Source organism: Sphingopyxis sp. H115 (genome assembly GCF_001468465.1).
GTDB lineage: Bacteria > Pseudomonadota > Alphaproteobacteria > Sphingomonadales > Sphingomonadaceae > Sphingopyxis.
In genome coordinates, this window is record NZ_LNSA01000006.1 from 118,911 (window position 1) to 141,347 (window position 22,437).

18 protein-coding genes and 1 pseudogene are annotated in these 22,437 nt (G+C 63.4%); 13 read left to right on the top strand and 6 right to left on the bottom strand.

Features of this window, described 5'->3' with window-relative positions:
* Positions 1 to 35: 35 nt before the first annotated feature.
* From ATE71_RS06695 to ATE71_RS06705, 3 genes are all read left to right on the top strand, one after another.
* Entirely contained in the window at positions 36 to 2,957 is a 2,922-nt protein-coding gene (locus ATE71_RS06695; RefSeq protein ID WP_082665116.1) for a TonB-dependent receptor, read from the top strand.
* Between the two features lie 83 nt (positions 2,958 to 3,040).
* Positions 3,041 to 4,204 carry an alginate lyase family protein gene (locus ATE71_RS06700; protein WP_058802653.1) on the top strand — a complete coding sequence of 388 codons (1,164 nt, stop codon included), beginning with the start codon at positions 3,041 to 3,043 and terminating at the stop codon, positions 4,202 to 4,204.
* Positions 4,201 to 5,364 (top strand): alginate lyase family protein, encoded by a 1,164-nt coding sequence (locus ATE71_RS06705; RefSeq protein WP_058802654.1) that lies wholly within the window; start codon positions 4,201 to 4,203, stop codon positions 5,362 to 5,364. Before ATE71_RS06700 ends, ATE71_RS06705 begins: the two co-directional genes overlap by 4 nt.
* Here ATE71_RS06705 and ATE71_RS06710 read toward each other — a convergent pair.
* Both ATE71_RS06710 and ATE71_RS06715 read right to left on the bottom strand, forming a co-directional pair.
* Positions 5,361 to 6,950, bottom strand: coding sequence for an acyl-CoA dehydrogenase family protein (locus tag ATE71_RS06710; protein WP_058802655.1), 1,590 nt, complete (start codon positions 6,948 to 6,950; stop codon positions 5,361 to 5,363). The genes ATE71_RS06705 and ATE71_RS06710 overlap by 4 nt on opposite strands.
* Positions 6,947 to 8,164, bottom strand: a complete 1,218-nt coding sequence (locus ATE71_RS06715; RefSeq protein ID WP_058802656.1) for a CoA transferase — start codon at positions 8,162 to 8,164, stop codon at positions 6,947 to 6,949. The genes ATE71_RS06710 and ATE71_RS06715 overlap by 4 nt, the downstream gene beginning before the upstream one ends.
* A 348-nt stretch (positions 8,165 to 8,512) precedes the next feature.
* Here ATE71_RS06715 and paoA point away from each other — a divergent pair, with 348 nt between their 5' ends.
* The 3 genes from paoA to paoC are packed head-to-tail and all read left to right on the top strand — an operon-like array spanning position 8,513 to position 12,310.
* A complete protein-coding gene (paoA, locus tag ATE71_RS06720; protein ID WP_058802657.1) occupies positions 8,513 to 9,154 on the top strand; it encodes an aldehyde dehydrogenase iron-sulfur subunit PaoA in 642 nt (213 codons plus the stop codon).
* Positions 9,151 to 10,101, top strand: a complete 951-nt coding sequence (locus tag ATE71_RS06725) for an FAD binding domain-containing protein (protein ID WP_058802658.1) — start codon at positions 9,151 to 9,153, stop codon at positions 10,099 to 10,101. The genes paoA and ATE71_RS06725 overlap by 4 nt, the downstream gene beginning before the upstream one ends.
* 4 nt (positions 10,102 to 10,105) lie before the next feature.
* On the top strand, positions 10,106 to 12,310 hold the full coding sequence (gene paoC, locus ATE71_RS06730) for an aldehyde oxidoreductase molybdenum-binding subunit PaoC (protein WP_058802659.1): 2,205 nt from the start codon (positions 10,106 to 10,108) through the stop codon (positions 12,308 to 12,310).
* Positions 12,311 to 12,323: 13 nt separating this feature from the next.
* Here the strand turns inward: paoC and ATE71_RS06735 are convergent, their stop codons facing one another.
* On the bottom strand, positions 12,324 to 12,890 hold the full coding sequence (locus ATE71_RS06735; RefSeq protein WP_160328017.1) for an NTP transferase domain-containing protein: 567 nt from the start codon (positions 12,888 to 12,890) through the stop codon (positions 12,324 to 12,326).
* A 51-nt stretch (positions 12,891 to 12,941) separates the two neighbouring features.
* Between ATE71_RS06735 and ATE71_RS06740 the strand changes: the two genes are divergently transcribed.
* The 5 genes from ATE71_RS06740 to arsH all read left to right on the top strand — a co-directional run bounded on the left by ATE71_RS06740 (position 12,942) and on the right by arsH (position 16,620).
* Positions 12,942 to 13,928, top strand: a complete 987-nt coding sequence (locus tag ATE71_RS06740; RefSeq protein ID WP_058802661.1) for an XdhC family protein — start codon at positions 12,942 to 12,944, stop codon at positions 13,926 to 13,928.
* Positions 13,929 to 14,022: 94 nt separating this feature from the next.
* Positions 14,023 to 14,352 (top strand): ArsR/SmtB family transcription factor, encoded by a 330-nt coding sequence (locus tag ATE71_RS06745; RefSeq protein WP_058802662.1) that lies wholly within the window; start codon positions 14,023 to 14,025, stop codon positions 14,350 to 14,352.
* Positions 14,353 to 14,365: 13 nt separating this feature from the next.
* Positions 14,366 to 14,794 (top strand): arsenate reductase (glutaredoxin), encoded by a 429-nt coding sequence (gene arsC / locus ATE71_RS06750; RefSeq protein WP_058802663.1) that lies wholly within the window; start codon positions 14,366 to 14,368, stop codon positions 14,792 to 14,794.
* A gap of 3 nt (positions 14,795 to 14,797) precedes the next feature.
* Positions 14,798 to 15,862 carry an ACR3 family arsenite efflux transporter gene (gene arsB, locus ATE71_RS06755; RefSeq protein WP_058802664.1) on the top strand — a complete coding sequence of 355 codons (1,065 nt, stop codon included), beginning with the start codon at positions 14,798 to 14,800 and terminating at the stop codon, positions 15,860 to 15,862.
* Between the two features lie 2 nt (positions 15,863 to 15,864).
* Entirely contained in the window at positions 15,865 to 16,620 is a 756-nt protein-coding gene (gene arsH / locus ATE71_RS06760; RefSeq protein ID WP_058802665.1) for an arsenical resistance protein ArsH, read from the top strand.
* A 124-nt stretch (positions 16,621 to 16,744) separates the two neighbouring features.
* Here the strand turns inward: arsH and ATE71_RS06765 are convergent, their stop codons facing one another.
* On the bottom strand, positions 16,745 to 17,662 hold the full coding sequence (locus ATE71_RS06765; protein ID WP_058802666.1) for a LysR family transcriptional regulator: 918 nt from the start codon (positions 17,660 to 17,662) through the stop codon (positions 16,745 to 16,747).
* A gap of 144 nt (positions 17,663 to 17,806) precedes the next feature.
* On the opposite strand from ATE71_RS06765, the gene ATE71_RS06770 reads away from it, so the two are divergent.
* The gene (locus ATE71_RS06770) at positions 17,807 to 18,457 is read left to right on the top strand and encodes a hydrolase (protein ID WP_058802667.1); all 651 of its coding nucleotides are present in this window, start codon (positions 17,807 to 17,809) and stop codon (positions 18,455 to 18,457) included.
* Positions 18,458 to 19,111: 654 nt separating this feature from the next.
* On the opposite strand, the gene ATE71_RS22045 is transcribed toward ATE71_RS06770, so the two are convergent.
* The gene (locus ATE71_RS22045; protein ID WP_152998661.1) at positions 19,112 to 19,708 is read right to left on the bottom strand and encodes a hypothetical protein; all 597 of its coding nucleotides are present in this window, start codon (positions 19,706 to 19,708) and stop codon (positions 19,112 to 19,114) included.
* Positions 19,709 to 19,940: 232 nt separating this feature from the next.
* On the opposite strand from ATE71_RS22045, the pseudogene ATE71_RS21625 reads away from it, so the two are divergent.
* Positions 19,941 to 20,900, top strand: a pseudogene (locus tag ATE71_RS21625) (IS481 family transposase).
* Here ATE71_RS21625 and ATE71_RS06780 read toward each other — a convergent pair.
* Complete coding sequence (locus tag ATE71_RS06780; protein WP_058802668.1) at positions 20,897 to 22,429, bottom strand: class I SAM-dependent methyltransferase; 1,533 nt, start codon at positions 22,427 to 22,429, stop codon at positions 20,897 to 20,899. The pseudogene ATE71_RS21625 and the gene ATE71_RS06780 overlap by 4 nt on opposite strands.
* Positions 22,430 to 22,437 lie beyond the last annotated feature (8 nt).

Sequence of the window (22,437 nt, forward strand, 5' to 3'; positions counted from 1 at the left end):
GCCGCCAGTCCAAGGGCAAAAAGAGGGAGAGGAAAATGAAGTCATCATCGGTCCGGCGGACCCGCACCGCCTTGCTGGCGTCCGCGGCGCTGTTCGCCGCCATGCCCGCATGGGCGCAGGAAGCACCCGTCGAAACCGGAGGCGGGCCGGCGGCTGCGGTCGATGACGGCGACGAGATTCTCGTCACCGGCACGCGCGCGACGCAGCGTAGTTCGATCGAGTTCAAGCGCGCGGCGGACGTGGTCGTAGACGGGCTCGTCAGCGAAGAAATCGGCGCCACTCCCGACAATTCGGTCGGCGATACGCTCGAACGCATCGTCGGAGTCTCGGCCGACCGCTTCAAGGGCAACGCCAACGAACTGTCGGTGCGCGGACTCGGCCCAACCTTGAGCTTTTCGACCTTCAACGGCCGCGAAGTGTCGACCGCGGGCCCCGACCGCTCGGTCGCCTTCCAGCAATTCCCGTCGGAACTGGTCAACGGCGTCCTCGTCTACAAGACGCAGCGCGCCGACTTTCTCGAAGGCGGCGTCGGCGGGGTGATCGAGCTTCGCTCGATGAAGCCGCTCGATTACGGCAAGCGCCGCATCCAGTTCGAGGTGCGCGGCGATTTCCAGCCGCAGGACAACGACGTCTACCAGCATGACGGACTCGGCTATCGCGCCAATTTTTCTTACACCGATCAATATGAGACCGGGCTGGGCGACATCGGCGTGTCGATCGGTTACCAGCGGCAGGACACAAGCGCGCCCGAAGATTATTATAACGGCAATTCGACCTTCCAGCTCTGCAACACTTCGGCCGACAACCCCTGGCAGCTGACCGGCAACGCCGCGACGCAGGCCGCCGCCGGCGCGAATATCAACTGCACCTTCGCCGAGGGACCACGTACCGCCAATGGCGTGACCGTGGGCGAAACGATCGGCGATTATTACTTCCCAACCTCGTCGCGCAGCTTCCGCACGCAAAAGACGTCGGAAATCCGCGACGGGCTGATCGGCGCGGTCCAGTGGCGCCCGTCACCCGAGTTGGAGATCGCGATCGATGGCCAATATTCGAAGCGCCGTAGCCGCGAGGAACGCAATGTGCTGGGCATCCCCGAAGGGCTGCGCGGGATCGAGCCGCTGATCATCGGCAACGGCAGCAACGGCTATTCGCCCGGCGCGCTGATCAGCTATCGCGGCAATTCGAATATCGAGAACCAGCTCGAAACGCGCCAGCGCAACGAAACTTACAAGGGCGGGGGTCTGGGCCTGATCTGGACCCCCGATCGCTGGACGGTCAGCTTCGACGGATCCTATTCGGACAGCCACCGCACCGAAATGCAAAAGGCGACGCGCATGCGGTCGAACCGCCGCGTCGGCTATACGCTCACCTATCTGGACGACGATGTGGTGCCGAATGTTGAGTTCGAGGATTTCGACATCACGGACCACGACCTGTTCCTGACCACCGCGGCCAATTCGGTCTACGCGCGCAACCGTTTCGTGACCGATCGCCGCGACCGAATCTGGGCCGGACGGCTCGACATCGAACGCGAGCTCGACGGCTTCATCACCTCGGTCAAGGTCGGCGGCCGCTATTCGGACCACCACCGCACCAACGACAATGCGCGCAACAACGATCTCAACACTCTCGCGGCCATCGACGGCGTCACGCCGGCCGAACTGATCGCGCAGGCGAACCAGAATTGCCGTGGGCCGTTCACCACCAGCAGCTACATGCAGGGCATGGGCACCAACGTCACGCGCTGGGCGACGTTCGACAACGACTGCCTGTTCCGGACCTTCACCGGCGGCGACGATACACTGCCCTATCCCGCCGATGGCCGCGACCCGAGCGACATCGACGTCACCGAACGCATCTATGCGCTCTACGGCCTCGCCAATTTCGAATCGCAGGCGGGCAGCGTGCCGTTCAGCGGCAATATCGGGGTGCGCTGGGTCAAGACCGACATCACCTCGATCGGCTATCGCCAGCCCTATGTGATCACAATCGACACCGCCGGCGACAGCTATAGCGTCGATCCCGATCCGGACGGCGAGTTGCTGACGAACCGCGCCAAGGGCAGCTATAACTATTTCCTGCCGAGCGCGAACATTGCCTTCGACCTGTCGCAGGAGGTCAAGCTGCGCCTTGCCGCCTATCGCGCGATCGCCCGGTCGGGAATCGAAAGCTTCGGCGCGGGCATCCGGCTCAACCCGACCGCGGGGACCGGGCTCGAGAATATCGTCTTCGACGCGACGACCGGCAATCCGAACCTCAAGCCGCTGCGCGCGTGGAACGTCGACGCAAGCCTCGAGCTTTACGCGTCGCAGGACACTCTGCTCTCGATCGCTGGCTATTATAAATGGGCGAAGGGCACGGTGATCAGCGCCGAGGAGCCGATCCCGACCGACATCACGATCACGACGATTCGCGACGGCGGCGCGCCGGTGACCGAGACCGTCACCATTTCGCCGGTCGCCCCGACGAACGACAGCGAAACGCGGCATCTCTATGGGGTCGAGGCGACGGCAAGCCACGCCTTCACCTGGCTTCCCAACCCGCTCGACGGGCTTGGCATCCAGGGTTCGGTCAACCGCGCCTTCGCCAATTTCGAATATCCCGACACCTCGCCAATCGCCGACTATGTCGATCCCGCAAACCTGATCGGGTTGTCGAAATGGACCGCGAGCGGATCGGTGTGGTTCGAAAAATGGGGCCTCTCGCTCCGCGCCAACCTCCGTTACCGCTCGGGCTATTACAAGCCGAACGGCGGAACCAACCGCGAAATCCGCGGCGGGACCTATCTCAACCTGTCGGCGCAATATAATGTCACCGACAATGTCCAGCTCAAGCTGCAGGCGCTCAACGTAACGAACACCCAGGACATCATGTACAAGGGCGGATACGACAGCATCGCCGAAGTATCGCGCAGCGGTCCGCAATATTTCTTCGGTTTTCGGGTCCGCCTGTGAAGCCAGCGCGTTTAGTCCGGCTCCGTTGGACTATCCTGGCCGCCGCCGCATTCTTTCCGACCGCGGCGGCGGCTTTTTCCTCAATGCCGGCCTGTGACACGAGCGAAGGCTATTCGGCCTCCTTCGCCGGCCGCCGCACCTTTACGCTGCGCCCCGCCGATCTCGACGCGATCAAGGCGGCGCTTCCGAACGATCCGGCGATCGGCGGCGCCTACCGCAAGCTGATTGCAGAGGCCGACAAGGCGCTCGCGGCCGAGCCCGCCTCGGTGGTCGACAAGCGCAGCATCCCCGTGTCGGGCGACCGCCACGACTATGTCAGCCTCGCGCGCTATTGGTGGCCGGACCCCGCCAATCCGAACGGCGCCTATGTGCGCCGCGACGGCAACACCAATCCCGATATCGAAAGCGATCGCTTCGACCGCGCCGCACTTGCCCGCATGGTGCGCGACGCCGACACGCTCGCGCTTGCTTATTATTACAGTGACGACCGCAAATATGCCGCGGGCGCGGCGCGCGTCATCCGGACCTGGTTCCTCGATCCCGCGACGCGAATGAACCCGAACATGAATTTCGCGCAGGCGGTGCCCGGCGTCTCGAATGGCCGCGCCGAGGGCGTGCTCGACGGTGCGGGCTTCATCGCGGCGATCGACGCCGCCGGGCTGATCGCGCCGTCGGGCGCGCTGACGCCGACCGAAATGACCGCACTCGAAGGCTGGTTTTCGCGCTATATCGACTGGATGCTGAAAAGCCCGAACGGAAGGGCGGAGGGCAAGGCGTCGAACAACCATGGCCTCTGGTATGACGCGCAGGTCGCACGCTTCGCGCTGTTCGCGCGGCGCCCCGATGTCGCGCGCCGGATCGTCGCCGCCTTTCCGGGGCAGCGCCTTGCGCGGCAAGTCGATCCCTCGGGTGCCTTGCCCAAGGAACTGACACGAACTCGGAGCTTCCACTATTCGCTCTATGCGCTCGATGCCGCCTATACGGTCGCCGACAGCGCGACGTGCCTCGGCATCGACCTTTATCGCGCCGAAGAGCGGAGCCGGTCGCTCCGCAAGGCGACCGATTATGTCGCCGCATATCGCGGCCGCAGTGCCGACTGGCCGCACAGGGAACAGGTCTGGCCCGCCGCGATGCTCGACCGGCTGCTCGTCCGCGCCGATGATGCCTGGGGGCCCGGCGTCTATCCGCGCAGCATCGAAGGCCAGCTGTTGCTTCGCCATCGTATCGCACCGAAGCCCCCCCAATGATCCCCCGTCGGACCCTGCTGCTCGCCGCGCTGATCGCCGCGCCCGCGGCATGGGCGCGGCCGCAGCCGATCGGACTCGACATTCGCGCGATCGAGCGCCGCCGCCTGATGCCGCAGGCCGAAGCCCTAATCACCGCCGAACCCCGCACCATCGCCGCCATCCCCGCCCCGCGCAGCCCGGCGGGTCCGCGGGATTATTATTCGGAAGGCGATTATTGGTGGCCCGACGCGGCAAACCCGGGCGGTCCCTATGTGCGCCGCGACGGCCGTTCGAACCCCGACAAGTTCGACGGCCATCGCGACGCGCTGATCGCGTTCGGCCGCACTGTGCCCGCGCTCGCGGCGCTGTGGGATCTGACCAGCGAGGCGCGCTTCGCCGATGCCGCGATGCGCCACCTCCACGCGTGGTTCGTCGATTCGAAGACGCGAATGAACCCGAACCTCGACCACGCGCAGGCGATCATCGGCGCTAATACGGGGCGCGCGATCGGGGTGATCGACACGTTGCAGATCGTCGAGGTCGCACGCGCCGCGACGCTCTTCGGGAAAAAAAATGCCCCCGGCTATGCCGCGATCCGCGCGGGCGTCGATAGCTGGTTCGCCGAGTATCTCAGCTGGCTCACCACCTCGCCCTTCGGCACCGAAGAGCGCGACGAGACGAATAATCATGGCACCTGCTGGCTCTTGCAGGCCGCGTCTTTTGCTGCGCTGATCGGCCGCGACGACATCCTCGCCGATGCCCGCGCCCGGCTCCAGACGATCATCGTCCCGACGCAGATCGCCGCCGACGGGCGCCAGCCGCTCGAACTCGCGCGCACCAAGCCCTTTGCCTATTCGCTCTTCAATCTCGACGTGCTCGCCGCGTCGGCGTGGCTGCTTGGCGGCCGCGAACTGATCGGCTGGCAGACCGCCGACGGGCGCTCGATAGCCGGCGCGATCGCATGGATGGCGCCCTATATCGCTGACAAGGCGGCATGGCCGCTGCCGCCCGACATCGAATATTGGGACGGCTTCCCCGTGCGCCAGCCAAGCCTGCTCTTCGGCGGCCTTGCTCAGGAACGCGGCGACTGGCTCGCGATCTGGCGGCGGCTGGACCCCGATCCGGTTATCGGCGAGGTCGTGCGCAACTTCCCCGTCCGCCAGCCCCTGCTCTGGATTTAGTTGCGCCCTTCGACCAGCCCGCGCGCAATCACCTGGGCCTGAATCTCGGCGGCGCCTTCGAAGATATTGAGGATGCGCGCGTCGCAAAGGACGCGGCTGATTTCATATTCCATGGCATAGCCGTTGCCGCCATGGATCTGCAGGCTGGCATCGGCATTCGACCAGGCGGCGCGCGCACCGAGCAGCTTTGCCATTCCCGCCTCGATGTCGCAGCGCTTGCCGCTGTCCTTTGCGCGCGCGGCCGCATAGCTCAGCTCGCGCGCCATCACGAAATCGACGAGGCTCATCGCGAGCTTGTCCGACACGCGCGGGAAAGCGATGATCGCCTGGCCGAACTGCTTGCGGCTCTGCGCATAGTCGAGCCCGAGTTCGAGCGCGCGCCGCGCCACCCCGACCGCGCGCGCGGCAGTCTGGATGCGCGCGCCTTCGAAGGTGCGCATGAGTTGCTTGAACCCCTGCCCCTCGACAACGCCGAGCAGCGCATCGGCGGGCGCGTGCATCGCATCGAACTGCAACGCATATTCGCGCATCCCGCGATAGCCGAGCACCTCGATCTCGCTGCCGGTCATGCCCGCGGCAGGGAAGGGGTCGGCCGACGTCCCGCGCGGTTTGGGGACGAGCAGCATCGACAGGCCGGCATAGCCTTTGGTTTCGGCCGATGTGCGCGCAAGCAAGGTCATCAGGTCCGAGCGCGCGGCATGGGTAATCCAGTTTTTCGCGCCGTCGATGATCCAATGATCGCCCTCGCGCCGCGCCCTTGTTTGCAGCGAACCAAGATCGGAGCCGGTATCGGGCTCGGTGAACACGGCGGTCGGCAGGATTTCGCCGCTGGCGATCCGGGGCAGCCATTCGGCCTTCTGCTTGTCGGTGCCGCCCATCGCGATCAGCTCGCCCGCGATCTCCGATCGCGTGCCGAGCGAGCCCGCGCCGATCCAGCCGCGCGACAGTTCCTCGGTAACGATGCACATCACCAGCTTGCCGAGTCCGAGCCCGCCATATTGCTCGGGAATGCAGGCGCCGAAGGTGCCGAGGTCGGCCATCGCCTGCACCGTGGCGTCGGGAATCAGCGCGTTGGCGAGGTGCCAGCCATGAGCGTGGGGCACAATCGCGGCGTCGGTGAAGCGGCGATATTGATCGCGGATCGCGTCGAGGTCGGCGTCGTGCAGCGTCTCGCTTGGCCATTGGCCATCGGCAAGTGCGGCGGCGACTTCGGTCCGGGTCGCGGCATGGTCGGTGTCGAGCAGATCGCCGCAGGCGCCCGCAAGCGTGCGCGCGGCCGCCGAGAGACCAAGATCGGCGGGGCGGAAGATTTCATTCTGCCCCATCGGCAACCCGCCGGTGAGCTGGCCGATCGCTTCCGCAAAGGCGAGCGTCGCGATCTTCGCATCGAGCGGGTTCGAGTCATCGCCGGACTCGCACCAGCCGAGCGTCGCTTCGAGCGCCGCGACCATCGTCGCGACCCAGGCAAAGCCGTGCGCCGCGCGCTGCTCGCGATCGATCGGAGCGTGCGTCAGCCGATCGGCCAGCGCGGCCTGGGCCGCTGCGCGATAGGCTTCGGCCACTTCGAGCGCGGAGCGAAGGGTCATTGGCTTCCCCCTCCCCCGCTCGCGACGCCGACGATACCCGCGTCGATCAGGCGGGCGATTTCGCCCGAGGGAAGCGAAAGCCGTTCGCTCAATATCTGCTCGCTGTGCTGGCCGTTGCGCGGGGCGGGCGCAGGTGCGCGGCGTTCCTGCTGCGGCAAGGTCGCAAAGGCGCCCGCGGCGGGATAGGTGAAACCGCTTGGGTTCTCCGCCCGTCCGAAGATCGGATTGTCGGCGACGAGCGCGGGGTCGCGCACGGCATCGTACATCGTGCGATAGGGCGAATGGACGATACCCCCCGCATCGAAGGCCGCGGCGAGATCGGCATGGTCGCGCGCACCGATCGCGCGCTCGAACAGCGGATAAAGCGCGTCGCGATGATCGAAACGAAGTCCGTCGTCCTTGGCAAAGGAGACGCCGCGCTCGATCTCCATCCGTCGGATGGCGTCGCCGAGGTCCAGCGCGGCGACCAGATTGGCCCATTGGCGCGGGGTGACGACGACGATCATCGTCCGCTGCCCGTCGCGCGTCACGAAGTCGCGGCCGAACAGGCCATAAACGGCGTTGCCGAGCCGCGGGCGGTTCGCGCCGGCGTAAAGCGTCTCGGCGACACCGCCCAGATTGGCGACGGTGCCGATCGCGACATCCGACAACGGAATGCGCACCTCGCCGCCTTCGCCGGTCGCGCCGCGCCGCTGGATCGCCGCGAGCAGGGCAAAGGCGGCGTAAGCACCGGTGAGCAGGTCCCACGCCGGCAGAACATGGTTGACCGGTTCGGGGCCCGCACCGGTCAGCAGCGGATAGCCCACCGAATTATTGACCGTATAGTCGAGCGCGGGCGACCCGTCGGCCCAGCCCATGACGCGGATCGTGACAAGGTCGGGCCGTCCTTCGGCGAGAACCGCGTGCGACAGGAATCCCCCCACCGGGAAATTGGTTATGAACTGCCCCGTCGCGCGCACCAGAGCCTGCAACAGTTCGCGCCCTTCGGGCCGGCCGAGGTCGAGTGCGACCGATTTCTTCGCGCGGTTCAGATTTTCCCAGTAAAGCGAGTCATTGGCGTCGGTCACGGGCCAGCGCCGGAAATCGGGTCCGCCGCCAATCTGGTCGACGCGGATCACCTCAGCGCCCATTTGCGCGCAATAGAGCCCGGCGGTCGGGGAGGCGACGAAGGACGAAGCTTCGATCACCGACAGGCCGGCCAGCAGGTCGTACATCCGGCCCAATCTCCCCCGCGAAAATCGTCCCTTGAAATCCTGGCCGAACCGGCCCGATCCCGATCTGGCTGGCCGGACGGGATTCGCGTCCCCCAGCTTTCGCCTTCGAAGTCGCTCCTAACAGCCGGGGCTGTTCTGCGCCAGAGTCTGTCTTCTTGCCCCAAGAGCCTCTTATTAAATGACAAGATCCGGATTCGAAGCGATTGCGGCTTGCCCCCTCTCTATGATAGCCTGCTGCAAATCAAAAAAATTCGGCGGACGGCAACCTTCGTCCCATTCAGCATATCCGTGCAAAGACCTGCGGGGACTGCAGTCCGCGGGCATCGACCAGATGATCGGGGACACCATATGGCTCTACCGGACGAATTTTCCATTTCGCGGCGCGGGCTTCTGGCGGCCGGCGCGGCATCGGTCGCGGCGGCTTCGGCCTCATCGTCGGTGGCCGAAGCGCAATCGCGCCCACTTGCCGACCCGCCGCCGACCGCAAAGCTGCGCTTCGACGTCAACGGCACCGCGCACGACCTTGAGCTCGATACGCGCACGACGCTGCTCGACGCGCTACGCGAGCATCTCCACCTCTCGGGCACAAAGAAGGGTTGCGATCACGGCCAATGCGGCGCGTGTACCGTTATTGTCGACGGCCGGCGCATCAACAGCTGCCTGACGCTCGCGGTGATGCACGACGGGGAGAAGATCACGACGATCGAGGGTCTCGGCACGCCCGACAAGATGCACGCGATGCAGGAGGCGTTCGTCGCCCACGACGGCTTTCAATGCGGCTATTGCACGCCCGGCCAGATTTGCTCGGCAGTCGCCGTACTCGATGAGATCAAGGCGGGCATCCCGAGCCATGTCACCGCCGATCTGACCGCCGCGCCGACGGTCACCAACATGGAGATACGCGAGCGGATGAGCGGCAACATCTGCCGCTGCGGCGCTTACCCCAACATCGTCGCGGCAATCGGCGACGTCGCGGGAGTGAAAGCATGAAAAGCTTCACCTATGAGCGGGTCGATACGCCCGCCGCCGCCACTGCCGCCTTCGCGCGCACCAAGGGTTCGCGCTACATCGCCGGCGGAACCAACCTTCTCGACCTGATGAAGCTCGAGATCGAGACACCCGGCCATCTGATCGACATCAGCCGCCTCGCGCTCGACAAGATCGAGCCGACACCGGAAGGCGGTCTCAGGATCGGTGCGATGGTCCGTAACACCGACCTTGCGGCCGATGCACGCGTGCGCCGAGATTATGGTCTCGTCTCGCGCGCCCTCGTTGCGGGCGCTTCGGGGCAACTTCGCAACAAGGCGACGACCGCCGGCAATCTTCTTCAGCGCACGCGCTGTCCTTATTTTTACGACCCCAACCAGCCGTGCAACAAGCGCAACCCCGGCAGCGGATGCGCGGCGATAGGTGGTTTCAGCCGACTGCATGCCGTCGTCGGCGCGAGCGAAGCCTGTATCGCGACACATCCCAGCGACATGGCGGTGGCGATGCAGGCGCTCGATGCCGCCGTCGAAACTGTCGATGCCGCCGGCAAAACCCGCAGCATCGCGTTAGCCGACTTCTATCGACCGCCCGGCACGACGCCGCACCTCGAAAACATGTTGGCGCCCGGCGAACTGATCACCGGCGTAACGCTGCCGAAGCCGGTCGGCGGCATCCATATTTATCACAAGGTCCGCGACCGAGCGTCCTACGCGTTCGCGCTGATATCGGTCGGAGCGATCGTCCAGCCGGACGGCAGCGGGCGCGTCGCGCTGGGCGGCGTTGCCTACAAGCCCTGGAGGGTTAAGGCCGCCGAGGCCGAAATGCCGCGCGGTGCGAAAGCAGTGGCCACCGCGCTCCTCGCCGGCGCGAAAACCAGCCATGAAAATGCCTACAAGCTCCCCCTGGTCGAGCGGACGCTCGCCGGGGTGCTGATGCAAGCGAGAGGCTGAATCCATGAAATTCGACACGCCCGCCACCACCAACCCAATCGATCGGCTGAAAGTTGTCGGTAAACCCACCGACCGCGTCGAGGGGCCACTCAAGACGACCGGCACCGCGCCCTATGCCTATGAACATCGGGATTTTGCCGCGACGCAGGCCTACGGCCATGTTGTCGGGTCGGCGATTGCCAAGGGCAAGATCGCGTCGATGGACCTCGACGCCGCGCACGCGGCGCCGGGCGTGCTCGCGATCGTCACCGCCGCCAATGCCGGCAAGCTCGGCAAGGGCGATTTCAACACGGCAAAGTTGCTCGGCGGCCCTGAAATACAGCATTATCATCAAGCCATCGCGCTTGTCATCGCCGAGACATTCGAACAGGCCCGCTCGGCCGCAGCGCTCGTTCGTGTCGAGTATACGCGCGAGAAGGGCGCCTTCGACCTTGCGGTGGCGCTCGACACAGCGGTAAAGCCGCCAGCGATGTTCGGGACCGAACCGGACACCAGCGTCGGCGATTTCGCTGCCGCTTTTGCCGCAGCGCCGGTGCAGTTGGATCAGCGCTATACGACGCCGGACCATGCGCATGCGATGATGGAGCCGCACGCATCGATCGCCAATTGGGACGGTGATGAGCTGACGCTCTGGACCTCCAACCAGATGATCGCGTGGAGCGTCGGCGACGTCGCAAAAACACTCGGCATCGGGAAGGACAAGGTCCGGCTTGTGTCACCCTATATCGGCGGCGGCTTCGGCGGCAAATTGTTCGTCCGTGCCGATGCGATCCTTGCCGCACTCGGAGCGAAGGCTGCCAGGCGCCCGGTCAAGGTCGCGCTGGCCCGTCCCTTCATGTTCAATAACACGCCGCACCGCCCCGCCACCGTCCAGCGTGTCCGGCTGGGTGCGACGAAGGAGGGCAAAATCACCGCGATCAGCCATGAAAGCTGGTCGGGCGACCTGCCCGGAGGCGGCCCCGAAACCGCGGTCGCTCAAACGCGGCTCCTCTATGCTGGCGCCGATCGCATGACGATGATGCGGCTTGCAGTCCTCGATCTGCCCGAGGGCAATGCGATGCGCGCGCCAGGAGAAGCGCCGGGTTTGATGGCGCTCGAGGTCGCGATGGACGAGATGGCCGAAAAGCTCGGGCTCGACCCGGTGCAGTTCCGTATCCTCAACGATACGCAGGTCGATCCCGAAGCGCCAAGCCGCCCCTTCACCCAGCGCCAGCTCAACAAATGCCTCGAGACCGGCGCCGAGAAGTTCGGCTGGGCCAAACGCGGCAAACCGGGCGCAACGCGCGATGGCAAATGGCTCGTCGGCATGGGTGTCGCGGCGGCGTTCCGCAACAATCTCAACGCCAATTCGGCGGCGCGCGTCCGGCTCAGTGGTTCAGGCGTCGTGACGGTCGAAACCGACATGACCGACATCGGCACAGGCAGCTACACAATCATCGGCCAGACCGCGGCCGAAATGATGGGCGTTCCGCTCGACCGGATTGTCGTGAAGCTCGGCGATTCTTCCTTTCCCGTCTCCGCGGGCTCGGGGGGGCAATGGGGCGCGAACAGCTCGACCGCGGGTGTCTATGCCGCCTGCGTCAAGCTCCGCGAAGCCGCCGCGCAAAAGCTCGGGCTCGATCCCATCGATGCCGTTTTTGCGGACGGCAAGGTCAAGGCCGGACGGCGCAGCTTCGCGCTCGGCGACGCCGCGAAGGACGGCGAACTCGTCGCCGAGGACATGATCGAATTCGGCAAACTGGCCGAAAAGGAACAGCAGTCGACCTTCGGCGCGCATTTCGTCGAGGTCGGCGTCGATTCGATGACTGGCGAAATCCGCATCCGGCGGATGCTCGCGGTGTGCGCAGCGGGACGCATCCTCAACCCCAAGGCGGCGCGCAGCCAGGTCATCGGCGGGATGACGATGGGCGCGGGCGCGGCGTTGATGGAGGAATTGGCGGTCGACAAGCGCTTCGGCTTCTTCGTCAACCACGACCTCGCGGGCTATGAGGTGCCGGTCCACGCCGACATTCCCTATCAGGAAGTGATTTTCCTCGACGAGGTCGATCCCAATACCTCGCCGATGAAGGCCAAGGGCGTCGGCGAACTCGGCATTTGCGGGGTCGCGGCGGCGGTGGCCAACGCGGTGTACAACGCGACCGGCGCGCGCGTGCGGAGCTATCCGATCACGCTCGACAAATTTATCGACAAGCTGCCCGAGATCGCGTGACGCGACCGGTCGATCAGCGCAAATCGCCGGGGTGGTCGATATCCGCCAGCTCGCGGAGAGTCGCTGCGACCAGCTTTGCCCCCGCGAGCAGCGCCCGGCCGCCGCGATCGCCCCGGGCTTCGCAAAGCGTGGCGAAATGCGCGCGCGCGAACAGCGCCGGCGGCATCGCCGCGCCATCGCGCGTAGACGCAACGATGGGCGCGTCGGCGGGATCGAAGGCCGCCAGTAACGCGCCGAAATGCGACGCCGGCACGAAGGGCATATCGCCGAGCGCGACCAGCGCGGCGTCCGCGCCTGCCAGGTCGGCCCGCCCGATCCCGAGCGCGAGCGACGAGGATAGCCCGCGCGCCGGATCCGGATTGACGACAATCTCATATCCCGACGCCGCCAGCAGATCGGCGACCGGACTTCCGCCGCGGCAGACGGCGATCCGCAGCCGCGACCCGGCCGAACCGAGCTGCCTTGCCGCGCGAACGGCGACCGGCTCGCCGTCCGCGAGGGCGAGCAGCTTGTCGCTCCCGAAGCGTTCCGATCGCCCCGCAGCGAGGAGGACGGCGGCGATCCTGTCTGGCTCGATCAAGGCATTTCCCCCGGCGCAAGCATATTGGCGCATCCCGAGAGGTCGGCCAAAATGACCAGCCTGGCAACCTCGCCGCTCGACATTTTACGCTTTCTCGAAGCGCGCGACGCAGCGGGCGAGGATTGCGCCCTCGTCACCCTGACCCGAATCGAGGACGCGTCCCCGCGCGCGCTCGGCGCCCAGATGGCGGTTGCCGAAAGCGGCGACTATATCGGCTCGCTGTCGGGCGGCTGCATCGAAGCCGCGGTCGCCGCCGAAGCGCTCGACGCGCTCGCCACCGGCGCGGCGCGGCTGGTCCGATTCGGCAAGGGATCGCCCTATGTCGACATCCGGCTGCCGTGCGGCGGCGGCATCGACCTGTTGTTCACACCGCGGCCCGATCCTGCGGCGATCCGCACCGCGGTCGCGCGGCTCGCGGTGCGACGACCCGCCGGGCTTTCGCTCGCGGCCAACGGCGTTCGTTTCTGCGAACCCATCGCACCCCCGCAATGGCGGGGCGACAGCTTTGTCGCTACTTATGTGCCGCAACTGCGGATACTCGCTTTCGGCCAGGGCGAGGAGCTGACTGCGCTGGCGGAGCTGGCCGCGGCGGCGGGTGCCGCCCTCGCCGCCTTCTCGCCCTATCGTCGCGACGTCGAGGCTCTCCGGGCGAGTGGGATCGATGCGGCGCTGCTCGCCCATCGCGGCGCGCGACCCGATATCGGCTTCGATCCCTGGACCGCGTCGGTTTTCCTCTTCCACGACCGCGACTGGGAGGAAGTCCTGATTCCATGGGCGCTGGAACAGCCCGGCTTTTACGTCGGCGCGCTCGGCAGCCGCCGCACCCACGCCGAACGACGCGCGATACTCGAGGCTGCCGGCGTCGCAGCCGAGGCGATTGGGTCGCTGCGATCGCCAGTCGGCCTCATTCCCTCGACGCGCGATCCTTCGACCCTCGCAATCTCGATCTTGGCCGAAATGGCCGAACAATATGCCAGCGAAGCGCTGCTTGCTTCCCCGACCCCAGCGCCGGAGCGCGCACCCGACTTCGCGGGCTGAGGACGACGCCCGCGCCGGTCGGGCAGCGTGGAGAATACATCGGAAATTTCCGATATATATTGACCGACCCTCATTCATCGGTTAATCCCGATGCATGAACAGTGACGCCGCCCTGCTCGCCCTCGCTGCGCTCGCCCATCCGACGCGGCTCGATGCTTTTCGGCACCTTGTCGAGCATGAGCCGGAAGGCCTCTCGACGGGGCAGCTCGTCGAACATTCGGGTCTGACACAGAGCACCTTTTCGACGCACCTTGCCGTGCTCGCGAGGGCCGGGCTCGTCCGGTCGCATAAGCAGGGGCGCCACGTCATCCAGCGCGCCGACATCGGCGCGCTCCGCGACCTGATGCTGTTCCTCGCCAAGGACTGCTGCCAGGGCCGGGCCGAACTTTGCGGGCCCTTGCTCGCCGAACTCACCTGCTGCTGACCGGAGCAAGGCCATGACCGACATCATCATCTACCACAATCCCGATTGCGGCACGTCGCGCAACACGCTGGCCCTGATCCGCAACGCCGGGATCGAACCGCATGTCGTCGAATATCTGAAGACGCCCCCGGCGCGCGCGATGCTCGAACAGTTGATCGCCCGCGCCGCGTTGCCCCCGCGCGACCTGCTCCGCAAGAAGGGCACGCCCTATTCCGAACTCGGCCTCGACAATCCGGCGCTTAGCGACGCAGAACTGATCGACGCCATGATGGCGCATCCGATCCTCATCAACCGCCCGCTCGTCGCCTCGCCGCTCGGCGTCCGGCTTTGCCGCCCGTCCGAGGCGGTGCTCGACATCCTTCCCGCGAGGCAGCTTGGCGCTTTCACCAAGGAAGACGGCGAGCAGGTCGTCGATGCCGCCGGCAACCGCGTCGGCGCTTGACCGGTGGTCAAGACAAAGCGCGAACGCCTGTCGTTCCTCGACCGCTATCTGACGCTGTGGATTTTCCTCGCGATGGCGCTCGGGGTATTGCTGGGAACCATCTTCGAGGGGCTGCCGCGCGCGATCGACGCCCTCTCGATCGGAAGCACCAATATCCCCATCGCGATCGGCCTGATATTGATGATGTACCCGCCGCTCGCTCGGGTGCGCTATAGCGAACTCCCGCGCGTGTTCGACGACCGGCGCGTACTCGCGATTTCGCTCGCGCAGAACTGGATCATCGGGCCCGTCCTGATGTTCGCGCTTGCGGTTATCTTCCTTGCCGACAGGCCCGAATATATGACCGGCCTGATCCTGATCGGCCTTGCGCGCTGCATCGCGATGGTCATCGTCTGGAACCAGCTCGCAAAAGGCGACAATCAATATGTCGCGGCGCTCGTCGCCTTCAACTCGATCTTCCAGATCCTGTTCTTCAGCGTCTATGCCTGGTTCTTCCTGACCATCCTGCCGCCGCTGTTCGGACTCGAAGGAAGCGTCATCGACGTGAGCTTCCGAACGATTGCGGAGGCGGTACTGATCTATCTCGGCATTCCGTTTCTCGCGGGCTTCCTGACCCGAAAATGGCTCGCCGGCGCCAAAGGCCATGACTGGTACGAGACGCGCTTTCTGCCGGGGATTGCTCCGATCACGCTCGTCGCGCTGCTCTTCACCATCGTCGCGATGTTCAGCCTCAAGGGCAGCGAGATCGTGACCATCCCCGGCGACGTGATCCGCATCGCAATCCCGCTCACCATTTACTTCGTCGTCCAGTTCCTGATCAGTTTCTGGATGGGCAAGCTGATCGAAGCCGATTATCCGCGCACGACCGCGGTCGCCTTCACCGCCGCGGGCAATAATTTCGAACTCGCGATCGCCGTCGCGATCGCGGCCTTCGGCCTCGCCTCGCCCGTCGCCTTCGCTGCGGTGATCGGCCCGCTCGTCGAGGTGCCCGTCCTCATCCTTCTCGTCGGCGTCGCGTTCCGCCTCGGGCGCCGCTGGTTCCCCGCAAGCACGCCCACGGTGGCATGATCATGACAGACCAAATCTTCGCGCGCCTGCGCCCGCTCGCCGATGCCGACCATCTCCCGGCGCTCAGCCCCGAATATTTGCGCGCCGAGCCGGCGCTCGGCCTTGGCCCGTTCGATCCGGCCCCGCGCATGCTGCTGCTGTACGGCAGCTTGCGCGAACGCTCCTACTCGCGCCTCGTCGTCGAGGAGACGGCGCGGCTGCTCCGGCTCTTCGGGTGCGAGACGCGCATCTTCGACCCTTCCGACCTGCCGCTGCCCGATCAGGTCGCCGGCGACGATCATCCCGCCGTCGAAGAACTGAGGCAGCATTCGCTCTGGTCCGAAGGCCAGGTCTGGTGCAGCCCCGAACGCCACGGCCAGATCACCGGGATCATGAAGGCGCAGATCGATCACCTGCCGCTCGCCTATAAGGGCCTCCGCCCGACGCAGGGGCGCACGCTCGCGGTGATGCAGGTGTCGGCGGGATCGCAATCGTTCAACAGCGTCAACACGCTGCGTATCCTCGGCCGCTGGATGCGGATGATCACCATCCCCAACCAGTCGAGCGTCGCGAAGGCCTATCAGCAATTTGACGAGGCAGGCCGGATGCTGCCGTCGAGCTATTATGATCGGATCGTCGATGTCGCCGAAGAACTGGTGCGCTTCACCGTGCTGACACGCGGCCACTCGGACCAGCTCGTCGATCGCTATTCGGAGCGGAAGGACCGCAAAGAACCCGTCGCCACCCCCGCTGACATCGCCGCGATCGCGAACGCCTGACGCCGGAAAGTCGCGCAAATAGAATTCTGTTGGCAGATTTGTGCGCCGAGTTGAAACGCCGGTTTAGGGAAGTCGACGCCAACGTCGATCTCCCACTCCAGCTCGACCTGATGATCGACCGGCTTTAGGGATGACCGTTCGCGCTTCGTCGCGAGGCCTCGCCCGCGATGTGGGACGCATCCTCGAAACACGCGACCAGCATCTCTGTGAGGATCCGGATCTTGCGCGCCGGATGCAGCCCCGGCGGACGGACGACGTAGATGCCGTGCTCGGGGACGGGATAGCGCGGCATGACGGGGACGAGCGCGCCCGAGGCAAGATGCTCCCCGATCAGGTCGAGGGGCAGAACGGCGATACCGACCCCCGCCAGCGCGGCGGCAACGAGGGCGACGCCATTGTCGGCCTTGAACCGCCCGTGAGGCCGTATCGCGATGACCTTGTCGCCGTCCAGCGCAGGCCATGTTTCCGTTCCCTGCATCAACGCCTGGTGGGTCTGAAGGTCTTCGGGCGTTTCCGGCGACCCGTGCCTTTCGATATAGGATGGCGACGCGACATATTTCGCATGGAGCGGGCCGATCTTTCTTGCGACCAGGTTGGAATCGGGGAGCTTGCCGACGCGAATAGCGCAATCGAAACCCTCCGCGATCAGGTCGACAAACCGGTCGGTATAGCTGGTGTGGATGTGGAGCTGCGGGTGACGCAGCGCCATCTCGGCGAGAATGGGCGCGAAATGCGTGGGTCCGAACGATAGCGGCGCCGCCACGCGGAAGCGCCCACGCAGTTCGCCCGCCGGAAGGATGGTCTCCCTGGCCGCCTCGAATTCGGTAACGATACGCGCCGCATAGTCTCTGAAAGTTGCCCCGGCTTCGGTGAGCGCAGCCCCGCGGGTCGTGCGAACGAGAAGCTGCGCGCTCAGTTCGGCCTCGACTCGCGCCAGCCGCCGGCTGACCATCGATTTGGATATGCCGAGCCGGCGGGCGGCAGGCGTCACGCCCCCCGCATCGGCGACTTCGACGAACGTCCGCAAATCCTCCACATCCATCCGGTGTTCCTCATTTCGCGACACAGCACCCCGCCGCGCGATGCTACCGCGACGGAATGAGGAATGGCAACACGCGGGCGGCTGATGTCGCCTCGACCTGCGTCGCGGGCGACCCGTCCATCCACGTCAGCAGAAAGGAACGATATGACATTCCGCAACGGCCTCGACTCGCTTCTTCGTCCCGAAGATTCGGTCCTCGTCCTGATCGACCATCAGCCTTACCAGCTGGCGAATTTGAACAGCCACGACCCGCAAGCCGTGGTCAATAACACGACCGCGCTGGCGAAGCTGGCCAAGGCATTCGAAGTCCCGACGATCCTCACCAGCGTGATCGCAGCTCGCGGCGGTCTTCTTTTCAAGCAGATCACCGACGTGTTCCCTGGTCAGGAGGTAATCGACCGCACCTGGGTGAACACTTGGCAGGACAAGAATGTGGTCGATGCGGTCAAGGCGACCGGCCGCAAGCAGCTGATCATCGCCGGTCTGTGGACCGAGGTCTGCGTCGCGATGCCGGTCATCCAGGCCCTTGGCGAAGGCTGGGACGTCTCCGTGATCACCGACGCATGCGGCGGCGCTTCGACCGAATCGCACCAGATTGCCGTCCAGCGGATGATTTCGGCGGGCGCGAACATGATGACGCTGATGGCCCTGTGCGGCGAATGGCAGCGGGACTGGGCGCGCACCGAGCATGTCGCGGAACTGACCGACATCATGATCCAGCACATCGGCGGCAGTGGCATCGCCTATCTGTGGGAACAGCAGCTTCTGAACACTCCCGTCGAAACTGCCGGCTAACGACAAGGATGGCGGACCCGGCTCGGCGCGCCCTGCAGACGACCGACATGTCGGTGTCCGCCATCAACGCTTTCCGGCCTTGGAAGGAGAAATGGCGCGCCCAGCATAACAATGAAGGGCACTCAAATCACTGGAAAATATCCTTCTCACTAGATTGCTAGGGTCTACTTTATGGCAGGGTACCCATTTATTCGCTCTAATCCGCGCGAGGGCATGCTTGCAGAGTTTGCTGTGGCGGTAGCGATACGTTTTGCGGATTTGGACGATTATATGCGTGAGTGAGCAGAAAAATGGGCGTAGCAGATTCTCACAAGCCGTTGCTCAATCTGACTTCAAGTTCTTAGACGGGTGATGCGCGACGCCCTAGAGCGGGATGTAGGCGCGTTCGCTCTGCGCGATCATTCAAAGCATCGCCAGTCTCGCTAACGAGATAGCCCTTCGCGCCTTTTCAGAAGCCAAGGCAGCAGGCCTGGACGCAATTAACCTATCTGGTGATTGATCGTGTACGGCCGGCAAACTCAGCCGGTGCAACCAGCCCACCGGTGTGAGCAAGGCGGAAAGACCTAGACCCCCGTGGTCCAAGGCTGGATGATACTGCAGAAACTTCTAAACTCTAATTCCTGCTAACGGAAATCCAGCGCCTAGATCAATGTGTTATAGATGCCCCCGAAGGGCTGCTGCACGGGCCGAAATATTACTATTTATTGTCATAGACTTACTAATATTTTGGCGAGTTTTTTTCAACCAATAGCCGAACTCTGGTTCCCCAAGAAGAGAAAAACCTTCGAGAAATTCGTCGTATTCGTCAACTTCTCTAGAAAGAAAGTCTATATTTACGACTGAAATATTTAGCTTAACCACACGATAGTTGGCTATCAACAATGGGATCTGGTAGACATTCCCTAGTCGCCGCAAATAATATATTTCGCGTCGCAGTGCGGCTTGGGAACATTGAGGCTCCAATGAACCCCACAACTTTTCTTGAAGCCAAGAGCGCCACCGTTCTCCATTAATCCCGGTTGCTAACAACGCCAGAAGCGCGATACTTTTTTTACGCGTCACTTCAATCCAACGCCCGTCGGGCCCGACCAGTCCAAAAGAGCCTAAAAAACGCAGGTTATAGCTATAAGTTGAAAGATCTCTTTTGGAAAATCGGGTGTGCAATTCAGAAGCATTTGCAATATCGGAGGCGATATGATGCTGCGACGATGCGATGCAATTTGAGGTAGACGAGACTGCATAGAAGGACATGTGGGCAATCCAATTTAACGGCAAACGCTAAATATCATGCCGAAACGGCATTATCGCGCTTGGCCAACCGTAACTATATTGCTTCCCACCGCGAGGCCGCTTTCACCCCCTCGTCGTATTTTTTGTAGGTTATAGAATACGTATGGTAAGTCTATAAAAAAACTTCCTTTGGCTCAAATTTGGCTTCTATGTGCTTGATCCTATGGATTTATGGTGCGACCCTTTCGTTGCAATGGAAGGAGGCATTCGGGGCCGAATACATCACGGGTGCGCCACGATCGCGTACGCCGCCGGAGCAGCAGTACAGCGATCGCAAGCTTCGCTCGCGACGCTGAGCCGGGAGCTGGGGATCAATCCGAAGAGGGAGGCGAAGTGGCGTAAGCGGACGACGGTCGAGGCTCTGAAGACCGGGCCGACAGGCCCTCATTCCCCAACCCTCACAGAGGCTAAGGAAGCGATGGTCGTCGAATTTCGGCGAACACTCTATTGCCGTTGGGCGACTGTCTCTATGCCCGGCAGCCGACGATCCCGCATCTGACGCGGTCGGCGCTACACCGTTGCCTGCAACGCCACGCCATCTCACGCCTGCCCGGCGTCGAGGGCGACAAGCCCTCGCGGCAACGCTTCCAACACTATCCATCGGCTTCTTCGACATGGATGTCGCCGAGGCCCTGACTGCCAAAGGCAAGCCCTATCTATTCGTCGCCATGGATCGCACCAGCAAGTTCGCACTCACCCAATTCGTAGCAAGGGCAAATAGGCAAACAGCCTGGGCGTTTCTGGAACTACTGCTCGAGGACGTGCCCTACCGGATCGATTCTCACTGATAATAGCATCTAGTTTGCCGACCAGCCGCGCAACCGCAATACCACATGGACGCGCCCGATGTGCTTCGACATGATAGGCGAGGCCAACGAATTCGACCATTGGCTCACCTTGCCGAACCATCCCTGGACCAACCGGCAAGTCGAGCCGATGAACCCACCATCAACGACACCACCGTCAAGCGCTTCCATTATGACAGCCACGATCAGTTGCGCACGCACTTGGTCGACTGGCCGCCTACGACTCCGTTTGCAGACTCAAGACACTCCGTGTTTGACCCCTATGAATACCTCGGCAAATCTGGACTTCAGAGCCGGATCGATCCATCTTCAATCTGATCCGCCGGTTGTCAGGGCTGAACACTTAGACAGGAGCGGCTCCCAAACGTCGCAGGAGCGGCAATAGCTTCGACGTCACCTCCCCATGGATCTTTCTGATCTCCTCGAGGTTCTCTTCAACGGTTTCCAACGTTACTCCCTCACTGATAAGACGTTCTCCTTGCTCCGAGAGCCATCTCCAGACCGTTGTGTCTACTTCCTCAACGCCCTCCCATAACGCGAGCAGCACAAGCTGCTGAACGCGGGTGACCGGGACTGCGGAACCAATGTTCGAAGCCGCCAAGTTGTTCGCACCCGAAGAATATTTGGATCGGCGACAGAGTTCCATATTCAGTGCGACCGATGCTATGCGGTCATCCTCGGGAGTTGCAGATTGCGATGTCGGAGCGACGTCGCCGCGGCCCGTCAGCACGAAGAGGGTCTCGGCAAGCTGCGAGCGTGTAATTCCGACGCTCGCGATCCTGTCGACCAGCACGCCGAACGGCACGGCTGCCCCATTGGAAGCCATGAGGGCCTCCCATACGGGCTGATATATCTCAGAACGCAGTGTCGCCGATCCGCCGGCAGTTGTTAGCGTCAGCGGAAGTTGCTCTGTTTCTGCTAACGTGAGAAAACTGTATGCTTCCAATCGATCAGCTACTTCGGCGACAGACATCTGCCGTTTTCCTTTGACATAGATGTCCCGTCGAAACTGCCGGTTTACGATATAGTCCCGCGTGGTTTCATAGAGAGCGAGATCCGAGATGCTGGCCAAAAGACCTTGGCAATGAGATGGCACACCTAAGCCGGGCATATTATCGATCAAGCTGGCCGATGCGGCAAAATCCATTTTAGCTTCAGCCAAACGGGCCGATACTTCCGAAAAGGATTCTGGGAGCCAATGGCGATTGAAATATTCATGCGACACGTAACTCCGATCAAGTTTCCTGATCGACTCCACCATATTTCCGACGCTAGGGTATAGATCAAAGTAGCCTGCGCTGGCGTCCACCACACGTTGCGCGAAATGAAGAGATTCATCCACTCGTGCCAGCAAGCCGCCTGCGGCTGCTTTCGCAGCGTGCAGATTGAGAAGATGGCGAAGCGGTTCAATCGGCGACCAGCCTGGTTTGCAGTTATAGCTTATGTAGAGAATGCCTCCCGGCTTGAGTTTCAATCGCACGATTTCCACGATCGCGTCGCGCGTTTCGTTGCTTACCCAAGACCAGATACCGTGAAGCGCAATGATATCGAATTGCGGCAGATCGTCTCGGCGCGCGAACTCCTCAAAACTGTCATCGAAGATGCCCAGTGGTTTACCGCAGGCCCGAGCGATCTGGGCCGCATAAGCCGCCTGCGAAGGATTGAAGTCCGTGCCAAAGAATCGCCCGGACGATGTCGCCGCATTGATATTGAGCGAAAGACCGTGGCCGAAACCCAGTTCAAGGTAACTGGGGCTATCGCCAACATCGTGCGAAACACCTCGGGAAAGTAGGGCGAATTTTAAGCGTACCGGCGCCAGCTCGGAGAAATAGCCGTAAATGTAGTCTACTTCCGATACGTATCCCGCATTCCACATATCAATTC